Here is a 25,699-nt window from a genome sequence, read left to right as displayed (position 1 = left end):
TAGGTGTTACATGTCCGAGCTTAATGAAAAGTTAGCCACAGCCTGGGAAGGTTTTGCCAAAGGCGACTGGCAGAATGAAGTAAACGTACGTGACTTCATTCAGAAAAACTACACCCCTTACGAGGGCGACGAGTCCTTCCTGGCAGGCGCGACAGACGCCACTACCAGACTGTGGGACAGCGTTATGGAAGGCGTTAAACAGGAAAACCGCACTCACGCGCCTGTTGACTTCGATACCGACCTCGCTTCAACCATCACCTCTCATGATGCTGGTTATATCAATAAGTCCCTCGAAACTATCGTGGGCCTGCAGACCGATGCGCCTCTGAAACGTGCGATCATTCCGTTCGGCGGCATCAAAATGGTTGAAGGTTCCTGCAAAGTATACGGTCGCGAACTCGACCCTATGCTGAAAAAGATCTTCACCGAATACCGTAAGACGCACAACCAGGGCGTGTTTGACGTTTACACCAAAGACATCCTGAACTGCCGTAAATCGGGCGTGATCACCGGCCTGCCGGATGCTTATGGTCGCGGTCGTATCATCGGTGACTACCGTCGCGTTGCGCTGTACGGTATCGATTACCTGATGAAAGACAAGTTCGCTCAGTTCAACTCACTGCAGACCAAACTGGAAAACGGCGAAGACCTGGAAGCGACTATTCGCCTGCGTGAAGAGATCTCCGAACAGCATCGCGCGCTGGGCCAAATTAAAGAAATGGCGGCTAAATATGGCTGCGATATCTCTGGTCCTGCCACTAACGCTCAGGAAGCTATTCAGTGGACTTATTTCGGCTACCTGGCCGCGGTTAAATCTCAGAACGGCGCCGCGATGTCCTTCGGCCGCGTATCCACCTTCCTGGATGCGTATATCGAACGTGACCTGAAAGCAGGCAAAATCACCGAGCTCGACGCTCAGGAAATGATTGACCATCTGGTCATGAAACTGCGTATGGTTCGCTTCCTGCGCACCCCTGAATACGATGAACTGTTCTCCGGCGACCCAATCTGGGCAACTGAATCTATCGGTGGTATGGGCGTTGATGGCCGTACTCTGGTCACCAAATCCAGCTTCCGCTTCCTGAACACCCTCTACACCATGGGGCCGTCTCCGGAGCCGAATATCACCATTCTGTGGTCTGAAAAACTGCCGCTGAACTTCAAAAAATATGCGGCTAAAGTCTCCATCGATACCTCTTCTCTGCAGTATGAGAATGACGATTTGATGCGTCCTGACTTTAACAACGATGACTACGCGATTGCCTGCTGCGTCAGCCCGATGATCGTTGGTAAGCAAATGCAGTTCTTCGGCGCTCGTGCAAACCTCGCGAAAACCATGCTGTATGCCATCAACGGCGGCGTTGATGAAAAACTGAAAATGCAGGTTGGCCCTAAAGAAGCGCCAATTACCGCTGAAGTTCTGGACTATGACAACGTTCTGGATCGTCTGGATCACTTCATGGACTGGCTGGCTAAACAGTACGTCACCGCGCTGAACATCATTCACTACATGCATGATAAATACAGCTATGAAGCGTCGCTGATGGCGCTGCATGACCGTGACGTTGTTCGCACCATGGCCTGTGGTATCGCGGGTCTGTCCGTTGCAGCCGACTCCCTGTCCGCCATCAAATACGCGAAAGTTAAACCAATTCGTGATGAAGACGGTCTGGCGACAGACTTTGAAATTGAAGGCGAATATCCACAGTTTGGTAACAACGATCCACGCGTGGATGACATCGCCGTTGACCTGGTAGAACGTTTCATGAAGAAAATTCAGAAACTGACTACCTACCGTGGCGCTATCGCGACGCAGTCCGTTCTGACCATCACCTCTAACGTGGTTTATGGTAAGAAAACTGGTAACACTCCAGACGGCCGCCGCGCAGGTACGCCGTTCGGCCCGGGCGCTAACCCAATGCACGGTCGCGATCAGAAAGGTGCCGTTGCCTCGCTGACCTCCGTTGCTAAACTGCCGTTTGCTTACGCTAAAGATGGGATCTCTTACACCTTCTCTATCGTGCCAAACGCGCTGGGCAAAGACGACGACGTGCGTAAAACTAACCTCGCGGGTCTGATGGATGGTTACTTCCACCATGAGGCGTCCATCGAAGGTGGTCAACACCTGAACGTGAACGTGATGAACCGTGAAATGCTGCTGGATGCGATGGAACACCCTGAGAAATATCCTCAGTTGACCATTCGCGTATCTGGTTATGCGGTACGTTTTAACTCCCTGACTAAAGAGCAGCAGCAGGACGTTATCACCCGTACCTTCACAAAAACCATGTAATACCTGGTTTGGCTGAAAAGGCGTAGAATAAAGGCTCCACTTCGGTGGGGCCTTTTCATATCCCTCACCCGATCGGAACCGGTTTTGCAGGATAGCTGCTACGTTTAGGTTATCGTGCAAAATTGATTCGACGCGGCATGCAATACACAGACCGCGCTTACCCTGGCCCATGTTTTTTTCATGGGCCAATACTGGAGAAATCACCGCAATGTCAGTAATTGGCCGAATTCATTCCTTTGAATCATGCGGTACCGTGGATGGCCCCGGTATTCGTTTTATCACCTTCTTCCAGGGCTGCCTGATGCGCTGCCTGTACTGCCACAACCGTGATACGTGGGATACCCACAGCGGCAAAGAAATCACCGTCGAAGAGCTAATGAAAGAGGTGGTGACCTATCGCCACTTTATGAATGCCTCCGGCGGCGGCGTAACCGCATCCGGCGGAGAAGCCATTCTGCAGGCTGAATTTGTGCGTGACTGGTTCCGCGCCTGCCATCAGGAAGGCATTCACACCTGCCTTGATACCAACGGTTTCGTGCGCCGTTACGATCCGGTGATCGACGAATTACTGGAAGTGACCGATCTGGTCATGCTCGATTTAAAACAGATGAACGACGAAATCCATCAGAACCTGGTGGGCGTTTCTAACCACCGCACGCTGGAGTTCGCACGCTATCTTGCCGACAAGAATATTAAGGTATGGATCCGCTATGTGGTCGTGCCCGGCTGGTCAGACGATGACGATTCCGCGCACCGCCTCGGCGAGTTCACCCGTGATATGGGCAACGTCGAGAAAATCGAGCTGCTGCCGTACCACGAGCTTGGCAAACATAAGTGGGTCGCGATGGGTGAAGAGTACAAGCTGGACGGCGTACATCCGCCCAAAAAAGAGACCATGGATCGCGTAAAAGGCATCCTCGAACAGTATGGCCACAAGGTGATGTACTGAGGCCCTGGGTCGGCTGGCAAACTCCTCCGGTGTTAAGAGTTACTTTGTCAGTACTTTTAAAAACCAGCAATTATGATCCTTCTCTACCCCAGGCACCCCAAAAAACACGCTTTTGGGGGCCTGTCATAAATATGAGGCCCTCATAAGAGGGCCTTTTCATATCAGGCGTGAGCCACAGGCGTTGGATGATGGCCCGCTTTGCGCAGCAGCATCAACAGATAGACAAACGCCACGCCTGCAATCATCACAAACAAAAGGTTGTCTGAATAGCTCTGCATCAGCATAGAGGTAAAGGTCGGCCCCAGCAGGCTGCCGACGGTATAGCTGAGCAACAGCGCCTGGTTCATCGCCACAAGCTGATGATGTTCCACCTTCTCGCAGGCCCATGCCATCGCAACCGGGTAAAGGGTAAAGCCGGCGGCGCCCAGCACAAACAAAGCTGGCCCCATTGCGGCGTTACTCAGCATCGCCAGACAGCCTAAAATCACCACGAAAACCTGAACGCGCAGCACCAGCAAACGACCATACTTATCGGCTAAACGCCCGACCGGCCACTGTCCGACGATCCCGGCGCTCACCATCACCGCCATCCAGAATCCAATCCCGGCATCGCTCACGCCCTGATGATTCAGGTACAGCGGCATCAGGCCGTACAGAGAACCCAACACAATACCGGAGATAATGCAGCCGTTGACGCCAAGGCGCGCGTGGCGCAGGCGCAGCATCGGCCATACCGCCACGGCCTCCTGGCTTTCGCTGCGATCGTTCACGATGCGGGTGAAGAGCAGAGGAAGCATGGCGGCCAGCACCAGCGCGGTTACCCAGGGCAGCACGCTGACCAAATCCGTTGGCATTTTGCTGACCATCAGCTGGCCAAGCACGGTCCCGACGTAGTAAACCATCATATAAGCCGCAAGCAAACGTCCGCGGTTGCGGGAAGTGCCGCTGCACATCAGCGCGCTTTCCACCACAACCCAGATCATCGCGCAGCCAACGCCCGCGATAAAGCGCCACATCATCCAGCTCCAGAATCCCACCATTAACCCCAGGCCTGCGCAGCCGACGGCAAAAATCAGCGAGGCAAGATAATAGCTGCGATTAAAACCCTGACGCTTAATGAGCCAGCCCGTGACCATTGTGCCCAGCAGGTTGCCGGTAAAATAGGACGAACTGACCATCCCCACCTGCCAGGTCGGCAGATGTTCATGGGCAAGCCACAAAGGAACAAGCGTATTGAGTACTGCTATCGCCAGGGTCAGCAGCATCAGGCCACAGAGCAAAAGCATCACTGGCCGGGTATAGGTGGACATGTAAAAACCGCGAGGAAGAGAAGAAATTTGTGCGCATCATGCCACCGGCAAAATCTTTGTCAATCCAGCGCTGACGGGGCCTCGCAAGAATTGCACCCTGTCGATTTGAAAAACTTATCCTCGGCGCGGGATAAGCCTGATACAGAAATGCTATCTCGCTGTTTTTGATGGAATCAGGCAGGAATTACCGAAGCGGGATGGATGAAAAATTTCATGGAAAACCGGGTGATATTTTTTACCATATAAAAAAAGCGCCCGCAGGCGCTTGATAAGAATCGATCGACAAGGGAATGCTTAACCGATGTACTCCAGTCCTTTCATATAAGGACGCAGCGCCGCTGGCACTTCGATACGGCCGTCGGCCTGCTGGTAGTTTTCCAGCACCGCAACCAGCGTACGACCCACTGCCAGGCCGGAGCCGTTCAGGGTGTGCACCAGACGGGTTTTCTTATCGGATTTGCTACGGCAGCGAGCCTGCAGGCGGCGCGCCTGGAAATCCCACATGTTGGAACAGGAAGAGATTTCGCGGTAGGTGTTCTGCGCCGGCAGCCAGACTTCGAGATCGTAGGTTTTAGCTGAGCCAAAGCCGATGTCGCCGCTGCACAGCAGCACTTTACGGTACGGCAGATTCAGCAGCTGCAGCACTTTTTCCGCATCGCCGGTCAGCTCTTCTAACGCATCCATAGAATCTTCCGGACGAACGATCTGCACCATTTCGACTTTATCAAACTGGTGCTGGCGGATCAGACCGCGCGTATCGCGTCCGTAAGAGCCCGCTTCGGAGCGGAAGCACGGGGTATGCGCGGTAAGTTTCAGCGGCAGAGAATCTTCGTCGATAATCTCGTCGCGCACCAGGTTGGTCAGCGGCACTTCTGCGGTTGGGATCAGCGCATAGTTGCTGCTGTCTGCTTCTTCTTCCAGCGGACGAGTGTGAAACAGATCGCCACCAAACTTAGGCAGCTGGCCGGTGCCGAACAGCGTCTCCTGGTTAACCAGATAGGGAACGTAATTCTCCATATAGCCATGCTGTTCGGTGTGCAGATCCAGCATAAACTGGCTCAGCGCCCGGTGCAGGCGGGCGATTTGCCCCTGCATTACGACAAAACGGGAGCCGGTCAGTTTTACCGCGGCGGCAAAATCCAGCCCTTTAGCCAATTCGCCCAGCGTGACGTGATCGCGCACTTCGAAATCGAATTTACGCGGCTCGCCCCAGCGGCTGATTTCAACGTTTTCGGTGTCGTCTTTACCGAGCGGTACGCACTCGTCGGGGATATTCGGCAGAGTCAGCGCAATGTCGCGGATTTCCACAAGCAGCGTGTCCAGTTCAGCTTTCGCCGCATCCAGCTCTTCGCCCAGCTGGTTGACCTGCAAACGCAGCGGCTCGATGTCTTCCCCACGCGCTTTCGCCTGGCCGATGGATTTCGATCGCGAGTTACGTTCAGCCTGCAGATTTTCGGTTTTTACCTGCAACACTTTACGACGCTCTTCTAAGGAGCGTAGCGTTTCTACATCCAGCTTAAAGCCCCGGCGTGCCAGTTTTTCAGCGACTGCGTCTGGCTCTGTACGCAGCAGATTGGGATCGAGCATGCTTATCCTGTGCTTATCGAATTAAATGAAGGGGATGCGGCCACAGCCTGCGGCCACATTGATAGTCTTGCTAACCTTACCGCAACGCCTGCATTAGCGGTAGCGTTTTGTCGGGCTATTTTGATCCTGTTCAGCAAGCCAGGCGAGCTTTTCGCCGATCTTGCCTTCAAGACCTCTGTTTGTGGGATGATAATAGCGTGTTTGTGCCAAATCCTCAGGGAAATAGACTTCGCCGGACGCGTAGGCGTTAGGTTCGTCATGCGCATAACGATACTCCTGCCCGTAGCCCATTTCTTTCATCAGCTTGGTTGGCGCATTGCGCAGATGAACCGGCACATCGTAATCCGGCCGCTCGCGGGCATCCGCCATTGCGGCTTTAAAAGCGGTATAAACGGCATTACTTTTCGGCGCGCATGCCAGGTAGACGATGGCCTGCGCGATGGCGCGCTCTCCTTCCGCCGGGCCCACGCGGGTAAAGCAGTCCCATGCGGAGATAGCGACCTGCATACCACGAGGATCGGCATTACCGACATCTTCTGAGGCAATGGCCAATAAACGGCGAGCTACGTAAAGCGGATCGCCGCCAGCGGTGATAATGCGGGCATACCAGTAGAGCGCTGCATCCGGTGACGAACCACGCACGGATTTGTGCAGCGCGGAAATCAGATCGTAAAAACGATCGCCTTTATTATCAAAGCGCGCGCTGCGTTCACCGGCGATTTCCGTCAGCAACGCCGTGTGCAGAACGCGTTTACCTTTCGCATCGCTCTCGGCCATATCGGCCATCATTTCGAGCGTGTTCAGCGCACGACGAGCGTCCCCGTTGACCAGCTCCGCAATTGCCCGCCGGGTGTCATCCGGCAGCACCAAATCGGTCTGCTTGCCGTAGCCTCGCTCGCTATCCTTCATCGCCTGTTCTAACACCTGTTCAATATCTTCGACGGTAAGAGATTTCAGCAGGTAAACGCGGGCACGCGAAAGCAGCGCGGAGTTCAGTTCGAACGAGGGGTTTTCGGTGGTCGCGCCGATAAAAGTAATGGTGCCGTCTTCAATGTGCGGCAGGAAAGCATCCTGCTGGCTTTTGTTGAAGCGATGGACTTCGTCGACAAACAGAATAGTGCGGCGCCCGGCATTGCGATTCTGACGCGCGCGCTCGATGGCTTCGCGGATCTCTTTTACGCCAGAGGTCACCGCAGAAATACGCTCGACATCCGCGCTGGCATAATGAGCAATCACTTCTGCAAGCGTAGTTTTACCGGTGCCCGGAGGGCCCCATAAAATCATCGAATGGAGGTGGCCGGCCTCTATTGCCCGCGGCAAAGGCTTACCGGCGGCTAAAAGATGCTGCTGGCCAATATACTGCGTTAAGTTTTCTGGCCGCATACGAGCGGCCAGAGGTTGAAACGTATTGTCAGAAAAATCGAGCGACAGATTGCCCACTCACGCCTCTATTTACGTTGGTCATCCACCGTCACGCCCTGAGGCGGAGTGAATGTAAACTTACTCATATCCACCGAACCGCTTTGCTGGCTTTTCAACGCGTAGCTGCTGCGCTGATCGTCCTGCTCTACCGCGCTAAACTGGTGGATAGTCCCGTCGCGTCCTACGTTGATGGTGAACTGTTTGAGATTGCCCGCGCTGTTTTTTGGCGTCAGCACAAAGTCGTCACCGGTTTGTTTGATGTTGTACTGCTGCCAGTCGCTGCTCTGATTACGCGCGATCAGCATAAACGGCGTGTTGCTGGTGGCATCTTTCAGCCAGGTCGCGCTCGCCTGCTCAACAAACGGATTGTAGAACCATAAAGTCTTGCCGTCAGAAACCAGGATGCTTTCGTCCGGCTGGGTCATATGCCAGTTGAAAAGATTAGGGCGTTTCACCCATAAATCGCCCTGGCCTTCCTGCACCGCAGCGCCGCTGCCGTCGGTCACTTTTTGCGTGAAGCTCGCATGGAAGCTGCTCACTTTATCCAGACGGCCTTTCAGGTCGCCCGCGGCATCGGCCCAGGCGCTGGTGGCGGCAAAGGTAGTCAACAAAGCACAGGCAATTACGATCTTTTTCATTATTTTCCCTCTGAATGCATTCGCCACGGCGCGACGGCGCAATGGAACTTCTGTTGCTCAATTTAGTGCAGAGCTAAAGCGGAGCGACAGAAGAAAAAGCTGATTTCCCGGTAATTTACCCTTCTTTGCAAAGCGTCGCGGCTGCGACGCTTTGTATGAAAGTTTACTCAAATGGCGGCGGAGCCAGAACCTCACGGTTGCCGTTATGTCCCTGCGGGCTAACGATACCCTGCGCTTCCATCTGCTCAACGATGCGCGCCGCGCGGTTGTAGCCGATGCGGAACTGACGCTGAACGCCGGAAATCGACGCCTTACGTTTTTCAACGACAAAGGCGACCGCCTGATCGAACAGCGGGTCTAGCTCTTCATCGCCATCCATGCCACCGCCTGCGCCGCCCTCGCCCTGCGCGTCTGAAGTGATGCCTGAGATGTACTGCGGACGGCCGCGCGCCTTCCAGTCCTGAACTACCGCGTGAACTTCCTGATCGCGCACAAAGGCGCCGTGCACGCGAACTGGCGTGGTGGAATTCGGCCCGGAGTAAAGCATGTCCCCCATACCCAGCAGCGATTCCGCACCGCCCTGATCGAGGATGGTCCGCGAGTCAATTTTACTCGACACGGTAAAGGCAATACGCGTCGGGATGTTCGCTTTAATGAGTCCCGTAATAACGTCAACGGACGGACGCTGCGTGGCGAGAACCAGGTGGATACCCGCCGCACGCGCTTTCTGCGCCAGGCGAGCAATAAGCTCTTCAACTTTTTTGCCCACCGTCATCATCAGGTCGGCAAATTCATCCACCAGCACCACGATATAGGGTAGTTTTTCCAGCATTGGATGCGTGGCGTCCATGCTGTCGCCCGGTTTCCAGAAAGGATCCGGAATCGGACGGCCCATACGCTCAGCCTCCAGCACGCGCTCGTTATATCCGGCAAGGTTACGCACGCCGAGCGCCGACATCAGCTTGTAGCGGCGTTCCATCTCGTTAACGCTCCAGCGCAGCGCGTTGGCAGCGTCTTTCATATCGGTGACCACTTCAGTCAGCAGATGTGGAATGCCTTCATAGACCGACAGCTCGAGCATTTTCGGGTCGATCATGATGAATTTCACTTCTTCCGGCGTGGCTTTGTACAGGATGCTGAGGATCATGGCGTTCACGCCCACGGATTTACCCGAGCCCGTAGTACCCGCAACCAGCAGGTGCGGCATTTTCGCCAGGTCCGCTACTACCGATTCCCCGCCAATATCCTTACCAAGCACAACGGTCAGCGGAGAAGCGCTTTCGCGGAATTTCGCGCAGTCCAGCACTTCACGCAGGTAGACGGTCTGGCGCTTTTTGTTCGGCAGTTCAAGGCCAACGTAAGGTTTGCCCGGGATCACTTCAACAACACGAACCGCCACCGTGGACAGAGAACGGGCCAGGTCACGCGACAGGTTAGAGATGCGAGCGGCTTTTACGCCGGGGGCTAAATCAAGTTCGAAGCGCGTGATGACCGGGCCTGGCGAGTAATCCACCACGTCCGCTTTAATGCGGTAATCCGCCAGACGAGCCTCAACCAGACGCGCCATCTGCTGCAGAGCAAAGGTATCGACCGGTTCAACTTCCGCCGGCGGCGAGGTCAGCAGATCCAGAGACGGCAGCGGCGTGGTCGGTTTTTGCAGCGGCCGATCGTCACCGTTACGCATCAGGAATGGATGAATCAGGCTCTCCTGCGGCTGCGGCGCCGCTGGCTGCTGCGGCTGATAAGACGGCTGCTGCACCGGAGCCTGCTGCTGTGCTGGCTGTTGCGCCGGAGCCTGCCGTTGCACCGGCTGCTGTGCCGGCTGTTGCGCATAACCCTGATGCGTTACTGGCTGCACGGGCGAGGCTTGCGCAGGTTCTTCTACCGGGCTGGGTGTAAACAGCGGCTCGTTCGGCCCCTCGTCTACCAGTGCTTTTATCGGGGAGAAATCAAAATCATCCAGAGAGAAAGGCGCGCTGGACGGCTGCGTGGTCTGCTCGTAACGCTGATGCTGCTGAGCCGCAAACTGGCGTGCCAGCTCCGCTTGCTCTGCGGCAGCTTCATCTGCCGCAGATAACGGCTCTTCTTCGAACTCTTCGCCATAACGCTGCTGAAGCTGCGTCGAGAACTGGCGCGCCAGCTCATGCTGCTGCATTTCATCCGCGTTATCGTCGATATACTCATCGCCGTAGCTGCCGTTCTGGCGGTGCTCTTCTCTGCGAGCCTGCTCTTCCGCCATGCGCTGCGACGGTAATTTAATGCCGTAGGAGGCCAGTTCACGGCGCGTAGGAACACGCACGCGGTTCGGACGCGGCAGCTGCGGGCCGATGCCTTCTTTAACCTGCGTTCGCGGCGCATCGCCTGCGATACTGAATACCGGCGAGAACGCGGCTGCGGCACCTGCAACCTGTGCCGCTTCTTTTACGCCCGGCACAGCCGGCGTTACTTCCGGGGCAGGCATTTCAGGAGGCATGGCCAAAGATGCGGCCGGTGCCGCTGGTGTACCCGATGCTCGCTCGTAAGGATCTGGCTTCGGCTCCTCCACCGGCTGATACCAGGCGGCCAGCTGTTCACGTTCGCGCGCCCGCTGCGCCTCTACTTCTTCAAAGTGATAGAGCGGAGGACGCGCAGGTTTCACTTCCTCAGCTGGCTCCGGCTGGAATTCTGGTTCAGCGGCGGACGCTGCCGGTGCTGACCAGTGGCTGGTCATCTCCTGCGGCACCTGTTGTACTGCCGGGCGCGGCGCGACGTAGCTGTCCGGTGCAGGAGCGATAACAGGTTCTGGCGTAACGGTTGTAGGCGCAGGTTGCCAGGCGATAGCCGCGCTGGTTTCGGTCTCTGGCGCAGGCGTCTGCACCGGAGGCATTGGCGCCGCAGGCGTAACAGGGGCTGCATAAGCCTGATGCGCCATGGTGGCCGCCGCCGCAGCGGCTACAGGTTCAGCAATGGAACGACTGTTGAGCAGCGGATCGTATTCTTCCTCTTCAGGCAGCGTCGCTTTATTACCTGAGAACAAAACATCGTTGGCATCGGCTTCAATACCGCGCGCGCTGAACAACACATCATCTTCGTCATCCATCCTCTTGCCGGAGAACAGCGCGGTATCGGTTTTACGCGCGTTAGGATTGGCGAATTTCTCTGAGATACGCTGCTTGCGTGCTAAGGCGCCTCGCAGGATACGGGCGCGACGAGATCCACGCTTTTCCACCGCAGGCTCGTGTTCATCGTCATACTCTTCATCGTGTTCGTCTGCGTAGTCGTCTTCATCCTGCCAGGTGTTGTCCCGGCGCGTACGGTTGCTGGCAAACGTCAGCACCGTCAGCACGGCGCTGCCAATTTTCTCGGCAATGCTGACCCATGACCAGCCGGTAAACAGGGTTAATCCCGCAGCCCATACGCACAGCAGGGCGATAGTTCCGCCGCTGCTGTTCAGCAACGGCATCATCGCGGTGCTCAGCAGGCTGCCGAGAACGCCGCCGGAGGCAAAGTACCAGATATCATCGGCATTGATAGCGGCCAGACCACACGAGGTCAGCACTATCGCCAGCACGCCAATCAGACGCAGCGAGACGGCGAAATAGTCGATGTAGTCTTCGCTTCCGCGCTGACGCCAGGTGAACCAGCAGCCACCGATAATAATCACCGGAATGGTATAGGCCATCACGCCAAAAATGAAAAATAGCGTATCGGCAAGCCATGCGCCGGGAGCACCGCCCAGGTTGTGGATAGGTTCGTGCCATGCCGTCTGCGACCAGCTTGGATCGGAAGGGTTAAAACTCAGCAGGGCGACCATCAGGTAGACGGCGAAAATGGCAACAAGAATCAGCAACGCCTCCAGTAACCGGCGCCCGCTGCTGAGCTTCCTCAATGTAACTTCTTTATCTTCGGTATATTCCTGGCTCAAGTAAGACTCTCCAGGTCCTTAAATATATGGAGAACAACAGTGCCGGGAGGTTCCCGGCACTGAAGCTGTATGGATTACCAGGAGTGTAACCAAAATACGCGGATTTTGCACCTGGCCCGTCTTAACGGGTCTTAATTACCAGACGATTACTCTGTTTGACCTCTTCCATCACGACATAGGTACGGGTGTCGTTCACGCCCGGCAGTCGTAACAGGGTTTCGCCTAATAATTTGCGGTAAGCCGACATATCCGGCACGCGGGTTTTCAACAGGTAGTCAAAATCACCCGATACCAGGTGACACTCTTGAATTTCTTCAAGTTTCTGCACAGCGGCGTTAAATTGCTCAAACACATCGGGCGCGCCACGATTCAGAGTAATCTCAACAAAAACCAGAAGTGATGCATCCAGATAATGCGGATTTAACAGCGCTGTGTAGCCCTGAATAAAACCCTGTCGTTCCAGACGACGAACGCGCTCAAGGCACGGCGTCGGTGAAAGCCCTACACGCTTCGAAAGCTCGACGTTAGAAATGCGTCCGTCTTTTTGCAGCTCGTTGAGAATATTACGATCGATGCGGTCGAGATCTTTGCCAGGGCGCTTCTTGTTATCTACCATTATTATTGTCTCTCTCTGTTCCTTCCATCACCTGCCATAACCCAGGTTAACGTCACTGTTCCGGGTGTACGTGAGAAGACCGGTGCCGGGTGGCTGCTATCGACATCACGCATGGCGTCTGTCCACACCATGCGTAGATTTCAATCGCCCGGTAAATTTGCATTGGGTATGCGTGACGTTTAGAACAATCACACCAAATGTTTTTTCTTCCTCGAATGTTTTCGCAAATGCTTAGGGGATTGTCAAAGCAAAACATCCATTTTTAGTGGAACGTGCCAGATATTGGGGGGACTTGACGATTATTCATCACCTTACCTCGGCGACGCGTACCCTTTAATTATTGAGTATTTATGCGCAATGGCGGCATTTTCAGCGCGCCGATTAAGCATGTCTATCGCACATATCGTTCACGCTACTCCTTAACATCGGCGCTACACCTTTTTTTACCGCGCCAAATTCCCTACAATCCTCCGATTGTCAGCAAACGTTCAATGAGGAACTCATGAGCACGGCTAAACACAGTAAGTTGCTTATTCTGGGCTCCGGCCCTGCGGGCTACACCGCAGCGGTCTATGCTGCTCGCGCCAACCTGAAACCCGTTTTGATTACCGGTATGGAAAAAGGCGGCCAGCTCACCACGACTACCGAAGTGGAAAACTGGCCGGGCGACCCGCACGATCTGACGGGCCCATTGTTGATGGAACGCATGCACGAGCACGCGGCCAAATTCGAGACCGAAATTCTCTTCGATCACATTAGCAAGGTCGATCTGCAGACCCGTCCTTTCCGTCTGACCGGCGACAGCGGCGAGTACACCTGTGATGCGTTGATCATTGCCACAGGCGCCTCCGCTCGTTATCTCGGCCTGCCTTCGGAAGAGGCCTTCAAAGGGCGCGGCGTATCCGCCTGCGCAACCTGCGACGGATTCTTCTACCGTAACCAGAAGGTCGCGGTTATCGGCGGCGGCAATACCGCCGTGGAAGAAGCGCTTTATCTGGCAAACATTGCCTCTGAAGTGCACCTCATCCACCGCCGCGACAGCTTCCGCGCGGAAAAAATCCTTATCAACCGTTTGATGGATAAAGTGGCAAACGGCAACATCGTCCTGCACACCAACAAAACGCTTGATGAAGTCACCGGCGATCAAATGGGCGTGAGCGGCCTGCGTCTGCGCGATACCCACAACACTGACCAGACTGAAGAGCTGGCGGTTGCGGGCCTGTTTGTTGCTATCGGCCACAGCCCGAACACGGCTATTTTTGCCGATCAGCTTGAGCTGGAAAACGGCTACATTAAAGTGCAGTCAGGCATTCACGGCAACGCGACGCAAACCAGCATTGCCGGCGTTTTCGCAGCGGGCGACGTTATGGACCACATTTACCGTCAGGCGATCACCTCTGCCGGGACAGGCTGCATGGCCGCCCTTGACGCCGAGCGTTATCTCGACGGCCTGGCCGAACTGAACAAGGCGTAATATCGGGCGACCTGCCGGGTCGCTTCAGGCGTTGGCTAAGCTTATCGTTCTTAAAGTGCGTTATCCGTACTCCAAAAAAAGAATTATAGCCTCTGACCCGCCATAAACTCCTGAAAACCCTGTTTCAGGGGAGCGGCCATCAGTCTGAGGCGACCTTAATAGGTCGCCTTTCTTTTCCGCGCGTTGTAACATTGCCGGCAAATTTTGCCTGATAATTCCTTTATCTACCTGCAATGGCATGCCATGAATAAAACCCGTCAACAAGAACTTAGCCGCTGGCTAAAGCAGCAAAGTGTTATCTCCCGCCGCTGGCTTGGGCTATCACGTATTTTAGGGCTGGTGAGCGGTCTGTTGATTGTCGCTCAGGCCTGGCTCCTCGCCCGCCTGCTCGACCACATGATCATGGAAAATATCCCGCGCGAGGCCCTGCTGCTGCCGTTTATCCTTCTGGTGCTCGTTTTCATCCTGCGCGCGTGGATCGTATGGCTGCGCGAGAAAGTCGGGTTCCACGCCGGGCAACATATTCGTCAGGAGATCCGCCGCAAGGTGCTCGATCGCCTGCATCATGCGGGGCCCGCGTGGATCCAGGGCAAGCCGGTAGGAAGCTGGGCCACGCTGGTTCTCGAGCAAATCGAAGATATGCACGATTACTACGCCCGCTATTTGCCGCAGATGTCGCTGGCGGTAATGGTGCCGGTGCTGATCCTGATAGCTATTTTTCCCTCCAACTGGGCGGCCGCGCTCATCCTGCTTAGCACGGCGCCGCTGATTCCGCTATTTATGGCGATGGTAGGCATGGGAGCGGCCGATGCCAACCGGCGTAATTTTCAGGCGCTTGCTCGCTTAAGCGGCCATTTTCTCGATCGGCTGCGTGGCATGGAAACGCTGCGCCTGTTTAACCGGGGAGCGGCCGAAACAGAAGCTATTCGCGCCGCTTCCCAGGATTTCCGTCAGCGCACCATGGAAGTGCTGCGCCTGGCCTTTCTTTCATCAGGCGTGCTGGAATTTTTCGCCTCGCTCTCCATCGCGCTGGTCGCTGTTTATTTCGGCTTCTCCTATCTGGGCGAGCTGAATTTCGGCCATTACGGTACGGGCGTAACGCTGTTTGCCGGCTTCCTGGCGCTGATCCTCGCGCCGGAATTTTTCCTGCCTCTGCGCGATTTAGGCGCGTTTTATCATGCTAAAGCGCAGGCCGTGGGGGCGGCAGACAGCCTGATGACCTTCATGGATACGCCTTTGCAGCAGCAGGAAAAGGGTAATATCCAGCTTAACAGCGGCGCGCCATTCACCATTGAAGCGCGGAATCTGACGATTTTATCTGCAGAGGGTCAGCCGCTTGCGGGGCCGCTCTCTTTCACGCTTGCGGCGGGACAGCGCGTGGTGCTTGTCGGTCAGAGCGGCGCAGGTAAGAGTTCGTTGCTGAACGCCTTGTCCGGCTTTTTACCCTACCGGGGCGAGCTGCGGATCGACGGCGTTGAGCTTTCACAGCTCGATCCCGTCTGGTGGCGCGAACAGTTAAGCTGGGTCGGCCAGAATCCGCAGCTTCCTGCCGCCACGCTGCGAGAGAATGTTTTACTCGCAGCCCCTGGCGCCAGCGAAGCGGCTTTAAACGCCGCGCTGGACAAAGCCTCGGTAAGCGAATTTCTCCCCCTTTTGCCGCAGGGCGTCGATACCCCGTTAGGCGATTGGGCCGCGCGTTTATCGGTTGGCCAGGCGCAGCGCGTCGCGGTTGCGCGCGCGTTACTGGTTCCGGGCCAGCTGCTGCTGCTCGATGAGCCAGCCGCAAGCCTTGATGCCCACAGCGAACAGCGTGTTATGGAAGCGCTGGGCGAAGCTTCCCGGCAACAAACCACCGTGATGGTGACCCATCAGCTCGATTATATTATCGGCTGGGATAACATCTGGGTGATGCGTGACGGCGCCATCGTCCAGCAGGGCGATTTCCGCACGCTTGCTGCAACAGATGGCCCGTTTGCCGAACTGCTGGCCAGCCGCAAGGAGGAGATTTGATGCGCGCTTTACTGCCTTACCTGACGCTTTATCGTCGCCATATCTGGCTGCTTTCATTGGGCGTCGTCCTGGCTATCGTTACCCTGCTGGCCAGCATAGGTTTGCTGACGCTTTCCGGCTGGTTCCTTTCGGCCTCTGCGGCCGTGGGCGTCGCCGGGATTTACAGCTTTAATTATATGCTGCCTGCTGCTGGCGTACGCGGCGCGGCAATCATTCGTACCGCCGGGCGCTACTTCGAACGGCTGGTCAGCCACGATGCGACCTTCCGAGTGTTGCAGCATCTGCGCGTATTCACCTTCAGCAAGCTGCTTCCCCTCTCTCCTGCCGGGCTGGCGCGTTTCCGCCAGGGCGAACTGCTAAACCGTCTGGTTGCCGATATCGATACGCTCGATCACCTTTATCTGCGCGTGTTGTCTCCGCTGGTCGGGGCATTTGTAGTCATTGTGGTGGTGACCTTTGGCCTGAGCCTGCTGGATGTTCAGCTGGCTTTAACGCTGGGCGCCATTATGCTGGCCACGCTGATAGTGCTGCCGCCGCTGTTTTATTACGCCGGTAAGCCGGCGGGCGAAGCGCTGACCGGGCAGCGCGGGCGGTATCGCCAGCAGTTAACTGCCTGGCTGCAGGGGCATGCAGAATTAACTATTTTCGGCGCAACCAGGCGCTATCGCGAGCAGCTTGATGCTACGGAGTACGCCTGGCATGAAGCGCAACGTCGCCAGTCTGAACTGACGGCGATTTCGCAAGCGGTAATGCTGCTGATCGGCGGTCTGGCCGTGGTGGTCATGCTGTGGATGGCGGCCGCGGGCGTGGGCGGTAACGCTTCGCCGGGCGCGCTCATCGCTTTATTTGTTTTCTGCGCGCTGGCGGCTTTCGAAGCGCTGGCCCCGGTGACCGGCGCGTTTCAACACCTTGGGCAGGTTATCGCCTCCGCGCTGCGGGTGACTCAAATTACCAGCCAGCAGCCTGAAGTAACTTTTGGTGCGGGTTTTTCCGGAACGCTTACGCAGGTTTCTCTGGATCTTAAACAGGTCAGCTTTACCTATCCGCACCAGCCACAGCGCGCGTTAAAAGATATTGACCTGACCGTTAACGCCGGACAGCACGTCGCGATACTGGGGCGTACCGGCTGCGGTAAATCAACGCTGCTGCAACTGTTGACCCGCGCCTGGGATCCGCAACAGGGCAATATTCAGCTCAACGGCAAGCCGCTGAGCGAACTGGATGAAAGCGCTTTACGCGCCGCAACCAGCGTCGTGCCACAGCGAGTCCATCTGTTTAGCGCAACCCTGCGCGATAACCTGCTGCTGGCGGCGCCACAGGCAAACGACGAACAGCTAAGCGCGATGCTCGAACGCGTCGGCCTTGATAAGCTGCTTACTGATGCGGGACTCAATAGCTGGCTTGGCGAAGGCGGACGACAGCTTTCCGGCGGCGAGCTGCGCCGTCTGGCTATCGCCAGGGCATTATTACACGACGCGCCGTTGATGCTGCTTGATGAACCCACCGAAGGTCTGGATGCCGAAACCGAGCGCCAGATTCTGGATTTACTGACGGAAGTTAACGCGGGAAAAACCGTTTTGATGGTCACTCACCGCCTGCGCGGCCTCACACGTTTTGACAGCATAATTGTGATGGACGACGGACAAATTAAAGAGCGTGGTAATCACGCAGAATTGATGGCGGCGGGCGGGCGTTATTACCAGTTCCACCAGCGTTTGTAACCTCTGTGCATAGTCTATTATCAATCAATAATTGCTTCGTGGTGGAGTACTACAGTCATGCGCCTGATACAGCTTTCTCGTGACTCTATTGCCTTCCCTTCGCCGGAAGGGGCGTTACGTGAACCTAATGGATTACTGGCGCTTGGGGGAGATCTGAGTCCGGCTCGGTTGCTGATGGCCTACCAGCGCGGCATTTTTCCCTGGTTCTCGCCCGGGGATCCTATTCTGTGGTGGTCCCCGGATCCGCGTGCGGTGCTTTTTCCCGAGCAGTTTCACCTTAGCCGCAGCATGAAGCGGTTTCATAGAAGCTCCCCCTACCGGGTGACGCTGAATCATGCCTTCGGAAAAGTCATCACCGGCTGCGCCGAGGATCGCAATGAGGGCACCTGGATCACCGGCGATATCACGGTGGCCTATACGCGCCTGCATGAACTGGGCTACGCGCATTCCGTTGAGGTCTGGGAAGGCGATGAATTAGTCGGGGGCATGTATGGCGTAACGCAAGGCGCGTTATTCTGCGGCGAATCCATGTTCAGCCGCCGCGAGAATGCCTCCAAGACCGCTCTGCTGCTATTCTGCCAGCACTTTTTGCGCCACGGCGGGAAATTAATTGACTGTCAGGTTTTAAACAGCCATACCGCATCGCTGGGCGCCGTCGAAATTCCACGCCGGGATTATCTGCGCCAGCTGGCGAATTTCCGTGCTGAACGCCTGGCTTCACATTGTTGGGTACCGCAAACCCTGTCCGGCCCGTAATGTTTACGGCACATTTTATTCTACGGTGTTATAATTAGCTCCGCAGAGTGAACTCTGCCCATTACCCCGCCGCCGTATGGGAACTGCAATTAAAGGGAACGCCCCTCGTTTATCTCTTCGCAACCCTTGCCGTAAGCGCATTTTATGCAGCTTTCGCGTGGTTTATAGGTAATGTGCAAAATGCACTTTCGCTTGCGAATTCACCAACAATTCTTTACATGATAAGCGAACTTCGGCATTATCTTGCCGGTTCAAACTATGGTAGTGATACCCCCGAGGATTAGATGGCCAAAGAAGACAATATTGAAATGCAGGGTACCGTTCTTGATACGTTACCTAACACCATGTTCCGCGTTGAGCTGGAAAACGGGCACGTGGTAACCGCTCATATCTCCGGTAAAATGCGTAAAAACTATATCCGCATCCTGACGGGCGACAAAGTCACTGTAGAGCTGACCCCGTACGACCTGAGCAAAGGCCGCATTGTCTTCCGTAGTCGTTAAGAGTTTTTATCCGTCGTAGCCGGGCGCTGCGATCGAGTCATAACTAATAAAAAGGCCGGATATCACTATCCGGCCTTTTTTTGCTTCAGGAAAACTAGTGCGCCGCTTCCGGTTTGTGCTTCTGCGCGCTGACGAAGCTGTAGGTCAACTGTTCCTGGGCTTTATCCAGTGCGACAGTCACCTGTCCACCATCGACCAGTGAACCAAACAGCAGTTCATTAGCGAGCGGTTTTTTCAGGTTATCCTGAATGACCCGCGTCATAGGACGCGCGCCCATTGCACGGTCATAGCCTTTTGCTGCCAGCCAGTCGCGCGCTTCCTGGCTCACTTCCAGCGAGACGCCTTTCTGATCCAGCTGCACCTGCAGCTCGACAATAAATTTGTCGACTACCTGATGAATCACCTCGGTAGAGAGATGGTTGAACCAGATGATGTTGTCCAGACGGTTGCGGAATTCCGGGGTAAAAATCTTTTTGATCTCTTCCATTGCGTCGGTGCTGTTGTCCTGACGAATCAGGCCAATAGACTTACGCTCGGTTTCACGCACGCCGGCGTTGGTGGTCATCACCAGAATCACGTTGCGGAAATCTGCCTTGCGCCCGTTGTTATCGGTCAGCGTGCCGTTATCCATAACCTGCAACAGCAGGTTAAAGACGTCCGGGTGCGCTTTTTCAATTTCATCAAGCAGCAGCACCGCGTGTGGATGCTTGATAACCGCATCCGTCAGCAACCCGCCCTGATCAAAGCCAACGTAGCCCGGAGGCGCGCCGATCAGGCGGCTCACGGTATGGCGTTCCATGTATTCAGACATATCGAAACGCAGCAGTTCAATACCCAGCGACTTCGCCAGTTGCACCGTCACTTCCGTTTTACCCACCCCGGTTGGGCCAGCAAAGAGGAATGAACCCACCGGTTTACGATCCTGCCCAAGCCCGGCGCGGCTCATCTTGATGGCCTCGGTTAATGCCTCAATGGCTTTATCCTGGCCAAACACCAGCATTTTCAGCCGATCGTTAAGGCCTTTCAGGGTGTCGCGATCGCTTGCGGACACGCTTTTCTCGGGGATGCGTGCGATACGGGCGACCACGGTTTCGATATCCGCCACGTTAACGGTTTTCTTACGTTTGCTCACCGGCATCAGGCGGCTGCGCGCCCCGGCCTCGTCGATAACGTCGATAGCTTTATCCGGCAAATGACGATCGTTGATGTACTTCACCGCCAGCTCAACCGCAGCACGGATAGCTTTCGCGGTATAACGCACGTCGTGGTGCGCTTCGTACTTTTTCTTCAGGCCGTTGATAATCTGCACGGTCTCTTCGACGCTTGGCTCCGTAATATCGATCTTCTGGAAGCGACGCGCCAGCGCACGGTCTTTTTCGAAGATATTGCTGAACTCCTGATAGGTCGTCGAGCCGATAACGCGGATCTTACCGCCGGACAGCAGCGGTTTGATGAGGTTCGCGGCATCCACCTGACCGCCAGACGCCGCACCCGCGCCGATAATGGTGTGAATTTCATCGATGAACAGAATGCTGTTCTGATCCTGTTCAAGCTGTTTCAGCAGGGCTTTGAAACGCTTTTCAAAGTCGCCGCGATACTTAGTGCCGGCGAGCAGTGAACCGATATCCAGCGAGTAGATGGTGCAGTCGGCCATGACTTCCGGCACGTCGCCCTGCACAATGCGCCAGGCAAGCCCTTCGGCAATGGCCGTTTTCCCGACGCCCGACTCCCCCACCAGCAGCGGGTTATTCTTCCGGCGGCGGCAGAGCACCTGAATGGCCCGCTCCAGCTCCTTATCGCGGCCAATCAGCGGATCGATACCGCCCACGCGCGCAAGCTGGTTGAGATTGGTGGTGAAGTTTTCCATACGTTCCTCCCCGCCTGCCTGCTCTTCATTCACCGGATTTTCTGACCCCGGCGCCTGATTTGGCTCGTCTTTACGCGTGCCGTGGGAGATGAAGTTCACCACATCAAGACGGCTCACTTCGTGTTTGCGCAGCAGATAGGCCGCCTGGGACTCCTGCTCGCTAAAGATGGCAACCAGCACGTTTGCGCCGGTGACCTCGCTGCGGCCAGAAGACTGGACGTGGAATACCGCGCGCTGCAGGACGCGCTGGAAGCTAAGCGTAGGCTGCGTATCACGCTCTTCTTCGCTGGCCGGCAGCACCGGTGTGGTTTGTTCGATGAAGGCTTCGAGTTCCTGACGCAGCGCCACCAGATCCACGGTGCAGGCCTCCAGCGCTTCGCGAGCAGACGGGTTGCTGAGCAAAGCCAGCAACAAGTGCTCGACGGTCATAAACTCATGTCGGTGCTCGCGCGCTCTGGCGAAAGCCATGTTTAAACTGAGTTCCAGTTCTTGATTGAGCATAGGCACCTCCCCCAAATTTTTGCCTTCTTCAGGCTTGTTCTAGCGTACACAGCAAAGGATGCTCGTTTTCCCTGGCATACTGGTTCACCAACGCTACCTTGGTTTCCGCCACTTCCGCAGTAAAAACACCGCAGATGGCCTTCCCCTGATAGTGAACCGTGAGCATCAACTGCGTGGCACGTTCTACATCATAAGAAAAGAACTTTTGCAGCACGTCAATAACAAATTCCATCGGCGTGTAGTCATCGTTCATTAACATAACTTTATACATAGAAGGGGGTTTTAGCGCTTCGCGCAGTTTATCGCCCACCAATTGATCGAAGTCTAACCAGTCGTTCGTCTTACCCATTGCGGATCGTCATCATGTTTATTCGTCTGACGTTTATCAAACGAGGCCCTTAGGTTGAGTGTAATACGCTTTTGGCTACTGCAACTAATTGTGTAAAAAAGTGCTGTTTTTGCCTGCACGCGAGCTGCGTCACATTAATAGCAATAGCGTTAACTGCTTCAAATTTTTGACTGAATCCAGACCCTCTTTCCCCGTTGAACGCTTGACGCTGTGATTAAATTATCTACATTGTACTGGCGTGAGTTGGCGAGGTTTTGAACAGCCCGCCCTTACCCACCGGTTCATTCCATCTCACAATTAAGATTTACGAAGGATAAGAAGCATGGAGACGGGTACAGTTAAATGGTTCAATAACGCAAAAGGGTTCGGATTCATCTGCCCTGAAGGCGGCGGCGAAGATATCTTCGCTCACTACTCCACCATCCAGATGGATGGTTACAGAACGCTCAAAGCCGGGCAGGTTGTCAGGTTTGATGTACACCAGGGACCAAAAGGCAATCACGCCAGTCTTATCGTCCCCTTCGAAGCAGAAGCGGCGGTCGCTTAAGCCGTCTGTTTATTGTGTACATCCTGAAGTCAAAATGCCAGCCTTCAAGGCTGGCATTTTTATTGTCGCCGCCCAGCCTTTAGTACTATTCGCGCGCCAGCGCGTCAATCGGATTAAGTCGCGCTGCGTTGCGTGCGGGCAACCAGCCGAAGAGCACCCCGGTCGCCGTAGAACAGGCAAATGCGGTCAGCAGCGCCATCGGCGAAAAGCCAATCTGCCAGCCGGGCAAAAATAGCCCCAGCGTAAAGGCTATCAGCAGCGAGAGCGATATACCCAGCGCCCCGCCCACCAGACAAACCAGCACCGCTTCAATCAAAAATTGCTGCAATACGTCGCTTGCTCTGGCGCCAACCGCCATACGAATGCCGATCTCTTTGGTTCTTTCTGTCACCGAAACCAGCATAATATTCATCACGCCGATTCCCCCAACCAGCAGCGATATTACCGCCACTAACGTCAGGAACAGCTGAAGAGTACGTGTGGTCTTTTCAGCCGTTTTCAACAGGCCATCCATATTGTAGGTGAAAAAATCCTTTTTGCCGTGGCGCAGCGTCAGCATGCGATTAAGCTGCTGCTCCGCCTCGTGGCTCTCATATCCCTCTTTTACGCGCACCGTAATGGTATTAAGCCAGCTCTGCCCCATCACGCGTCCGGCCATAGTATTGTAGGGCAGCCAGACGCGCAGCACTTTGCTGCTGCCAAACATCGACTGCTTTTCTTCCGCCACGCCGATTACGGTTGCCGGCATGTTTCCGACCAGAATCACTTCTCCGACCACGTTCAGCTTGTTCGGAAACAGCTGCCGCTTGCTGTTGCTGTCCAGCACCACCACCTGCGCGCGCCCGTTAAGCTGCTCGTTGTTAAAAGTGGTGCCCTGGCTCATCGTCATGCCGTAAACGTTAAAGTACTGCCCGTTCACGCCGTTAACGCTCGCAGCCGCATCCACGTTGCCATAACGCAGGCGCAGGTTGCCTGAAATGGACGGCGTCGCCGACTCCACCCACGGCTGCTGCTCGATAGCGGCCAGATCGGCGTATTTCAGCGCCTGCTGATACTGCGGATCGTCGTCACCAAAATCTTTGCCGGGATAAACGTCAATGGTATTCGTGCCGATAGAGCGGATATCTTCCAGCACCATCTGCTTCGCCGCATCGCCAACAATCACAATGGATACCACCGAGGCGATACCGATAATGATGCCCAGCATGGTGAGCAGCGTGCGCATTTTGTTTGCCGCCAGCGCCAGCCAGGCCATTGAGAAAGCCTCGCGAAAGCTGCTCAACATCTGCTGAAACGCGGAGACCGCCGGGCGGGAAGGCGCCTCGTTTTTCGGCCTGGCGCTCTGCGGTCCGGGTGGCGGATTGCTGATGATTTCGCCATCGCGAATTTCAATAATGCGCTGCGCCTGCGCGGCCACCAGCGGATCGTGCGTGACGATAATTACCGTATGCCCCTGCTCGCATAGCTGCTTGAGGGTTGCCATGACCTCTTCGCCGGAGCGGCTATCAAGCGCGCCGGTGGGTTCATCGGCAAGGATCACCTGCCCGCCGTTCATCAGGGCACGGGCGATACTGACACGCTGCTGCTGGCCGCCGGAAAGCTGTGAGGGCTGATAGTCCACGCGATCCGCAAGCCCCAGGCGCATCAATAATGCACGCGCACGCTGCTGGCGATATACGCGCGCCGTTCCCGCGTACACCGCGGGCACCTCTACGTTTTGCGTTGCGTTAAGGTGCGAAAGCAAATGATAGCGCTGAAAGATAAAGCCAAAATGCTCGCGGCGTAAGGTCGCCAGCTCGTCGCTATTGAGCGCCGCAGTATCCACGCCCGCTACCCGATAGCTGCCGCCGGAAGGTTTATCCAGGCAGCCAAGGATATTCATCAGCGTGGACTTGCCGGAGCCGGACGCTCCGACAATCGCCACCATTTCACCCGCTTCGATGGAGATGCTGACGCCTTTAAGCACCTCGATTTGCCCGTCACCGGACGGATAGCTTCTGCGAATATCCTTCAGTTCAAGCAACGCCGTCATTGCGCGCTCCCGCCGGAAGATTTACCGATAACGACCTCTTCGCCCTCCTCCAGACCCATAGCTACCTGCACCTGCGTATCGTTACGCATACCGATAGCAATCTCACGCTCGCGCGTTTCACCGTTGCGCAGCACGGTAACCTTGTAGCGATTGTCCCCTACCGGCTCGCCCAGCGCCGCAAGCGGAATGGTTAACACATCCTTCACGCCGCCTAGCTGAATGTGCACCTGCGCCGTCATTTCCAGCCGCAGCACGCCCTGTGGATTTGGCACTTCGAAGCGCGCGTTATAAAAAATCGCATCGTTAACCTTATCCGGCGTTGGCAGAATATCTTTTAGCTTGCCTTCATAGCGTGTCAGCGGATCGCCCAGCACGGTAAACCACGCTTTCTGGCCCGGCTTGAGGTGGATGACGTCGGCCTCTGATACCTGGGCCTTTACCAGCATGGTGCTGAGATCGGCCAGGGTAAGAATATTCGGCGCCTGCTGGGCCGCAATCACCGTCTGTCCCTGCAGCGTGGTGATCTGGGTGACTTCGCCAGCCATGGGCGCCACGATACGCGTGAAGTCCAGATTGGTTTTCGCGGTATCGAGCGAGGCCTGATTACGCTGAATTTGCGCGTCAATAGTGCCGATTTGCGCAAGCTTAACGTCCAGATCTGTAGCCGCGGTATCCAGATCCTGGCGCGATATGGCCTGGGTTTTCGCAAGCTGCCGCTGGCGAGACAAAGTCACCTGCGCAAGCCTGGCCTGCGCCTGCGCCTGACGCCGCTGGGCGCGAAGCTCCGTCAGCGTCGCCTCCACTTCTTTGATCTGGTTTTGCGCCTGCTCCGGGTCGATAACCCCCAGCAGCTGATCCTTTTTCACCTTGTCGCCAATGTTAACCGACAGCGTTTTGAGCTGGCCGCTAACCTGCGCCCCGACGTCAACCTTACGCAAAGCGTCAAGTTTCCCTGTGGCCAGCACGCTCTGCTCAAGCGAGCCCTTGCGCACAATCATGGTCTGATAAGACGGCGTGGGCGTATTCAGGAACTGCCAAAGCCATATCGCCAGCGCCAGCGCCAGCAGCGCGAACAACCAATAGCGTTTTTTAATTTTTCCCTTAAATCTCATAGGTATCCTGAAAAGAATGCGCAGTTAAACAAAGTATCAACAAGCGTAAAAAGCCCGCCGCGGCGCTTGTCCTGATTGAACTTTGGTTGAAGTTACCAATGGTGGAAT

The 25,699-nt window shown here is 55.7% G+C and carries 18 protein-coding genes; 8 read left to right on the top strand and 10 right to left on the bottom strand.

Going from position 1 to position 25,699, the window contains the following annotated elements; all coding sequences use genetic code 11:
- Positions 1 to 10 precede the first annotated feature (10 nt).
- Both pflB and pflA read left to right on the top strand, forming a co-directional pair.
- Positions 11 to 2,293, top strand: a complete 2,283-nt coding sequence (gene pflB, locus WLO31_RS06765) for a formate C-acetyltransferase (RefSeq protein ID WP_435929715.1) — start codon at positions 11 to 13, stop codon at positions 2,291 to 2,293.
- 208 nt (positions 2,294 to 2,501) lie between these two features.
- On the top strand, positions 2,502 to 3,242 hold the full coding sequence (gene pflA, locus WLO31_RS06760; protein WP_435929714.1) for a pyruvate formate lyase 1-activating protein: 741 nt from the start codon (positions 2,502 to 2,504) through the stop codon (positions 3,240 to 3,242).
- 161 nt (positions 3,243 to 3,403) lie between these two features.
- Here pflA and WLO31_RS06755 read toward each other — a convergent pair whose 3' ends face one another.
- From WLO31_RS06755 to lrp, 6 genes are all read right to left on the bottom strand, one after another.
- Positions 3,404 to 4,552, bottom strand: a complete 1,149-nt coding sequence (locus WLO31_RS06755; protein WP_435929713.1) for an MFS transporter — start codon at positions 4,550 to 4,552, stop codon at positions 3,404 to 3,406.
- A 294-nt stretch (positions 4,553 to 4,846) separates the two neighbouring features.
- Positions 4,847 to 6,139, bottom strand: coding sequence for a serine--tRNA ligase (gene serS / locus WLO31_RS06750; RefSeq protein ID WP_435929712.1), 1,293 nt, complete (start codon positions 6,137 to 6,139; stop codon positions 4,847 to 4,849).
- 93 nt (positions 6,140 to 6,232) lie between these two features.
- Positions 6,233 to 7,579, bottom strand: coding sequence for a replication-associated recombination protein A (locus WLO31_RS06745; protein ID WP_435929711.1), 1,347 nt, complete (start codon positions 7,577 to 7,579; stop codon positions 6,233 to 6,235).
- An 8-nt stretch (positions 7,580 to 7,587) separates the two neighbouring features.
- The gene (gene lolA / locus WLO31_RS06740) at positions 7,588 to 8,199 is read right to left on the bottom strand and encodes an outer membrane lipoprotein chaperone LolA (RefSeq protein WP_435929710.1); all 612 of its coding nucleotides are present in this window, start codon (positions 8,197 to 8,199) and stop codon (positions 7,588 to 7,590) included.
- A gap of 163 nt (positions 8,200 to 8,362) precedes the next feature.
- Positions 8,363 to 12,103, bottom strand: a complete 3,741-nt coding sequence (locus WLO31_RS06735; protein ID WP_435929709.1) for a DNA translocase FtsK 4TM domain-containing protein — start codon at positions 12,101 to 12,103, stop codon at positions 8,363 to 8,365.
- 121 nt (positions 12,104 to 12,224) lie between these two features.
- On the bottom strand, positions 12,225 to 12,719 hold the full coding sequence (lrp, locus tag WLO31_RS06730; protein ID WP_025245352.1) for a leucine-responsive transcriptional regulator Lrp: 495 nt from the start codon (positions 12,717 to 12,719) through the stop codon (positions 12,225 to 12,227).
- A gap of 502 nt (positions 12,720 to 13,221) precedes the next feature.
- Between lrp and trxB the strand changes: the two genes are divergently transcribed.
- The 5 genes from trxB to infA all read left to right on the top strand — a co-directional run bounded on the left by trxB (position 13,222) and on the right by infA (position 19,183).
- Positions 13,222 to 14,193, top strand: coding sequence for a thioredoxin-disulfide reductase (gene trxB, locus WLO31_RS06725; protein WP_435929708.1), 972 nt, complete (start codon positions 13,222 to 13,224; stop codon positions 14,191 to 14,193).
- 243 nt (positions 14,194 to 14,436) lie between these two features.
- Entirely contained in the window at positions 14,437 to 16,203 is a 1,767-nt protein-coding gene (gene cydD / locus WLO31_RS06720; protein WP_435929707.1) for a heme ABC transporter permease/ATP-binding protein CydD, read from the top strand.
- Entirely contained in the window at positions 16,203 to 17,924 is a 1,722-nt protein-coding gene (cydC, locus tag WLO31_RS06715; protein WP_435929706.1) for a heme ABC transporter ATP-binding protein/permease CydC, read from the top strand. Before cydD ends, cydC begins: the two co-directional genes overlap by 1 nt.
- 57 nt (positions 17,925 to 17,981) lie before the next feature.
- Complete coding sequence (aat, locus tag WLO31_RS06710; protein ID WP_435929705.1) at positions 17,982 to 18,680, top strand: leucyl/phenylalanyl-tRNA--protein transferase; 699 nt, start codon at positions 17,982 to 17,984, stop codon at positions 18,678 to 18,680.
- Between the two features lie 284 nt (positions 18,681 to 18,964).
- Positions 18,965 to 19,183 (top strand): translation initiation factor IF-1, encoded by a 219-nt coding sequence (infA, locus tag WLO31_RS06705; RefSeq protein WP_002211347.1) that lies wholly within the window; start codon positions 18,965 to 18,967, stop codon positions 19,181 to 19,183.
- 94 nt (positions 19,184 to 19,277) lie between these two features.
- Here the strand turns inward: infA and clpA are convergent, their stop codons facing one another.
- Positions 19,278 to 21,551: an ATP-dependent Clp protease ATP-binding subunit ClpA gene (gene clpA, locus WLO31_RS06700; protein ID WP_435929704.1), complete on the bottom strand. Its 2,274-nt coding sequence runs from the start codon at positions 21,549 to 21,551 to the stop codon at positions 19,278 to 19,280.
- Between the two features lie 28 nt (positions 21,552 to 21,579).
- Positions 21,580 to 21,900 (bottom strand): ATP-dependent Clp protease adapter ClpS, encoded by a 321-nt coding sequence (clpS, locus tag WLO31_RS06695; protein WP_121267264.1) that lies wholly within the window; start codon positions 21,898 to 21,900, stop codon positions 21,580 to 21,582.
- Positions 21,901 to 22,222: 322 nt separating this feature from the next.
- Between clpS and cspD the strand changes: the two genes are divergently transcribed.
- Entirely contained in the window at positions 22,223 to 22,447 is a 225-nt protein-coding gene (gene cspD, locus WLO31_RS06690) for a cold shock-like protein CspD (protein WP_435929703.1), read from the top strand.
- Positions 22,448 to 22,532: 85 nt separating this feature from the next.
- Here cspD and macB read toward each other — a convergent pair whose 3' ends face one another.
- Complete coding sequence (gene macB, locus WLO31_RS06685; protein WP_435929702.1) at positions 22,533 to 24,479, bottom strand: macrolide ABC transporter ATP-binding protein/permease MacB; 1,947 nt, start codon at positions 24,477 to 24,479, stop codon at positions 22,533 to 22,535.
- Positions 24,476 to 25,591 carry a macrolide transporter subunit MacA gene (gene macA, locus WLO31_RS06680; RefSeq protein WP_435929701.1) on the bottom strand — a complete coding sequence of 372 codons (1,116 nt, stop codon included), beginning with the start codon at positions 25,589 to 25,591 and terminating at the stop codon, positions 24,476 to 24,478. Before macA ends, macB begins: the two co-directional genes overlap by 4 nt.
- Between the last annotated feature and the right edge of the window lie 108 nt (positions 25,592 to 25,699).

The organism is Dryocola sharpae, from assembly GCF_051307055.1.
In the GTDB taxonomy this organism is placed as follows: domain Bacteria; phylum Pseudomonadota; class Gammaproteobacteria; order Enterobacterales; family Enterobacteriaceae; genus Dryocola.
The sequence above is the reverse complement of the archived record's forward strand: the minus strand, read 5'-3'. Positions and strand labels throughout refer to the sequence as shown.

Coding starts and splice junctions, on each gene's coding strand:
- pflB (WP_435929715.1), top strand. CDS start 11: ATGTCCGAGCTTAATGAAAAGTTAGCCACAGCCTGGGAAGGTTTTGCC.
- pflA (WP_435929714.1), top strand. CDS start 2,502: ATGTCAGTAATTGGCCGAATTCATTCCTTTGAATCATGCGGTACCGTG.
- WLO31_RS06755 (WP_435929713.1), bottom strand. CDS start 4,552: ATGTCCACCTATACCCGGCCAGTGATGCTTTTGCTCTGTGGCCTGATG.
- serS (WP_435929712.1), bottom strand. CDS start 6,139: ATGCTCGATCCCAATCTGCTGCGTACAGAGCCAGACGCAGTCGCTGAA.
- lolA (WP_435929710.1), bottom strand. CDS start 8,199: ATGAAAAAGATCGTAATTGCCTGTGCTTTGTTGACTACCTTTGCCGCC.
- lrp (WP_025245352.1), bottom strand. CDS start 12,719: ATGGTAGATAACAAGAAGCGCCCTGGCAAAGATCTCGACCGCATCGAT.
- trxB (WP_435929708.1), top strand. CDS start 13,222: ATGAGCACGGCTAAACACAGTAAGTTGCTTATTCTGGGCTCCGGCCCT.
- cydD (WP_435929707.1), top strand. CDS start 14,437: ATGAATAAAACCCGTCAACAAGAACTTAGCCGCTGGCTAAAGCAGCAA.
- cydC (WP_435929706.1), top strand. CDS start 16,203: ATGCGCGCTTTACTGCCTTACCTGACGCTTTATCGTCGCCATATCTGG.
- aat (WP_435929705.1), top strand. CDS start 17,982: ATGCGCCTGATACAGCTTTCTCGTGACTCTATTGCCTTCCCTTCGCCG.
- infA (WP_002211347.1), top strand. CDS start 18,965: ATGGCCAAAGAAGACAATATTGAAATGCAGGGTACCGTTCTTGATACG.
- clpA (WP_435929704.1), bottom strand. CDS start 21,551: ATGCTCAATCAAGAACTGGAACTCAGTTTAAACATGGCTTTCGCCAGA.
- clpS (WP_121267264.1), bottom strand. CDS start 21,900: ATGGGTAAGACGAACGACTGGTTAGACTTCGATCAATTGGTGGGCGAT.
- cspD (WP_435929703.1), top strand. CDS start 22,223: ATGGAGACGGGTACAGTTAAATGGTTCAATAACGCAAAAGGGTTCGGA.
- macB (WP_435929702.1), bottom strand. CDS start 24,479: ATGACGGCGTTGCTTGAACTGAAGGATATTCGCAGAAGCTATCCGTCC.
- macA (WP_435929701.1), bottom strand. CDS start 25,591: ATGAGATTTAAGGGAAAAATTAAAAAACGCTATTGGTTGTTCGCGCTG.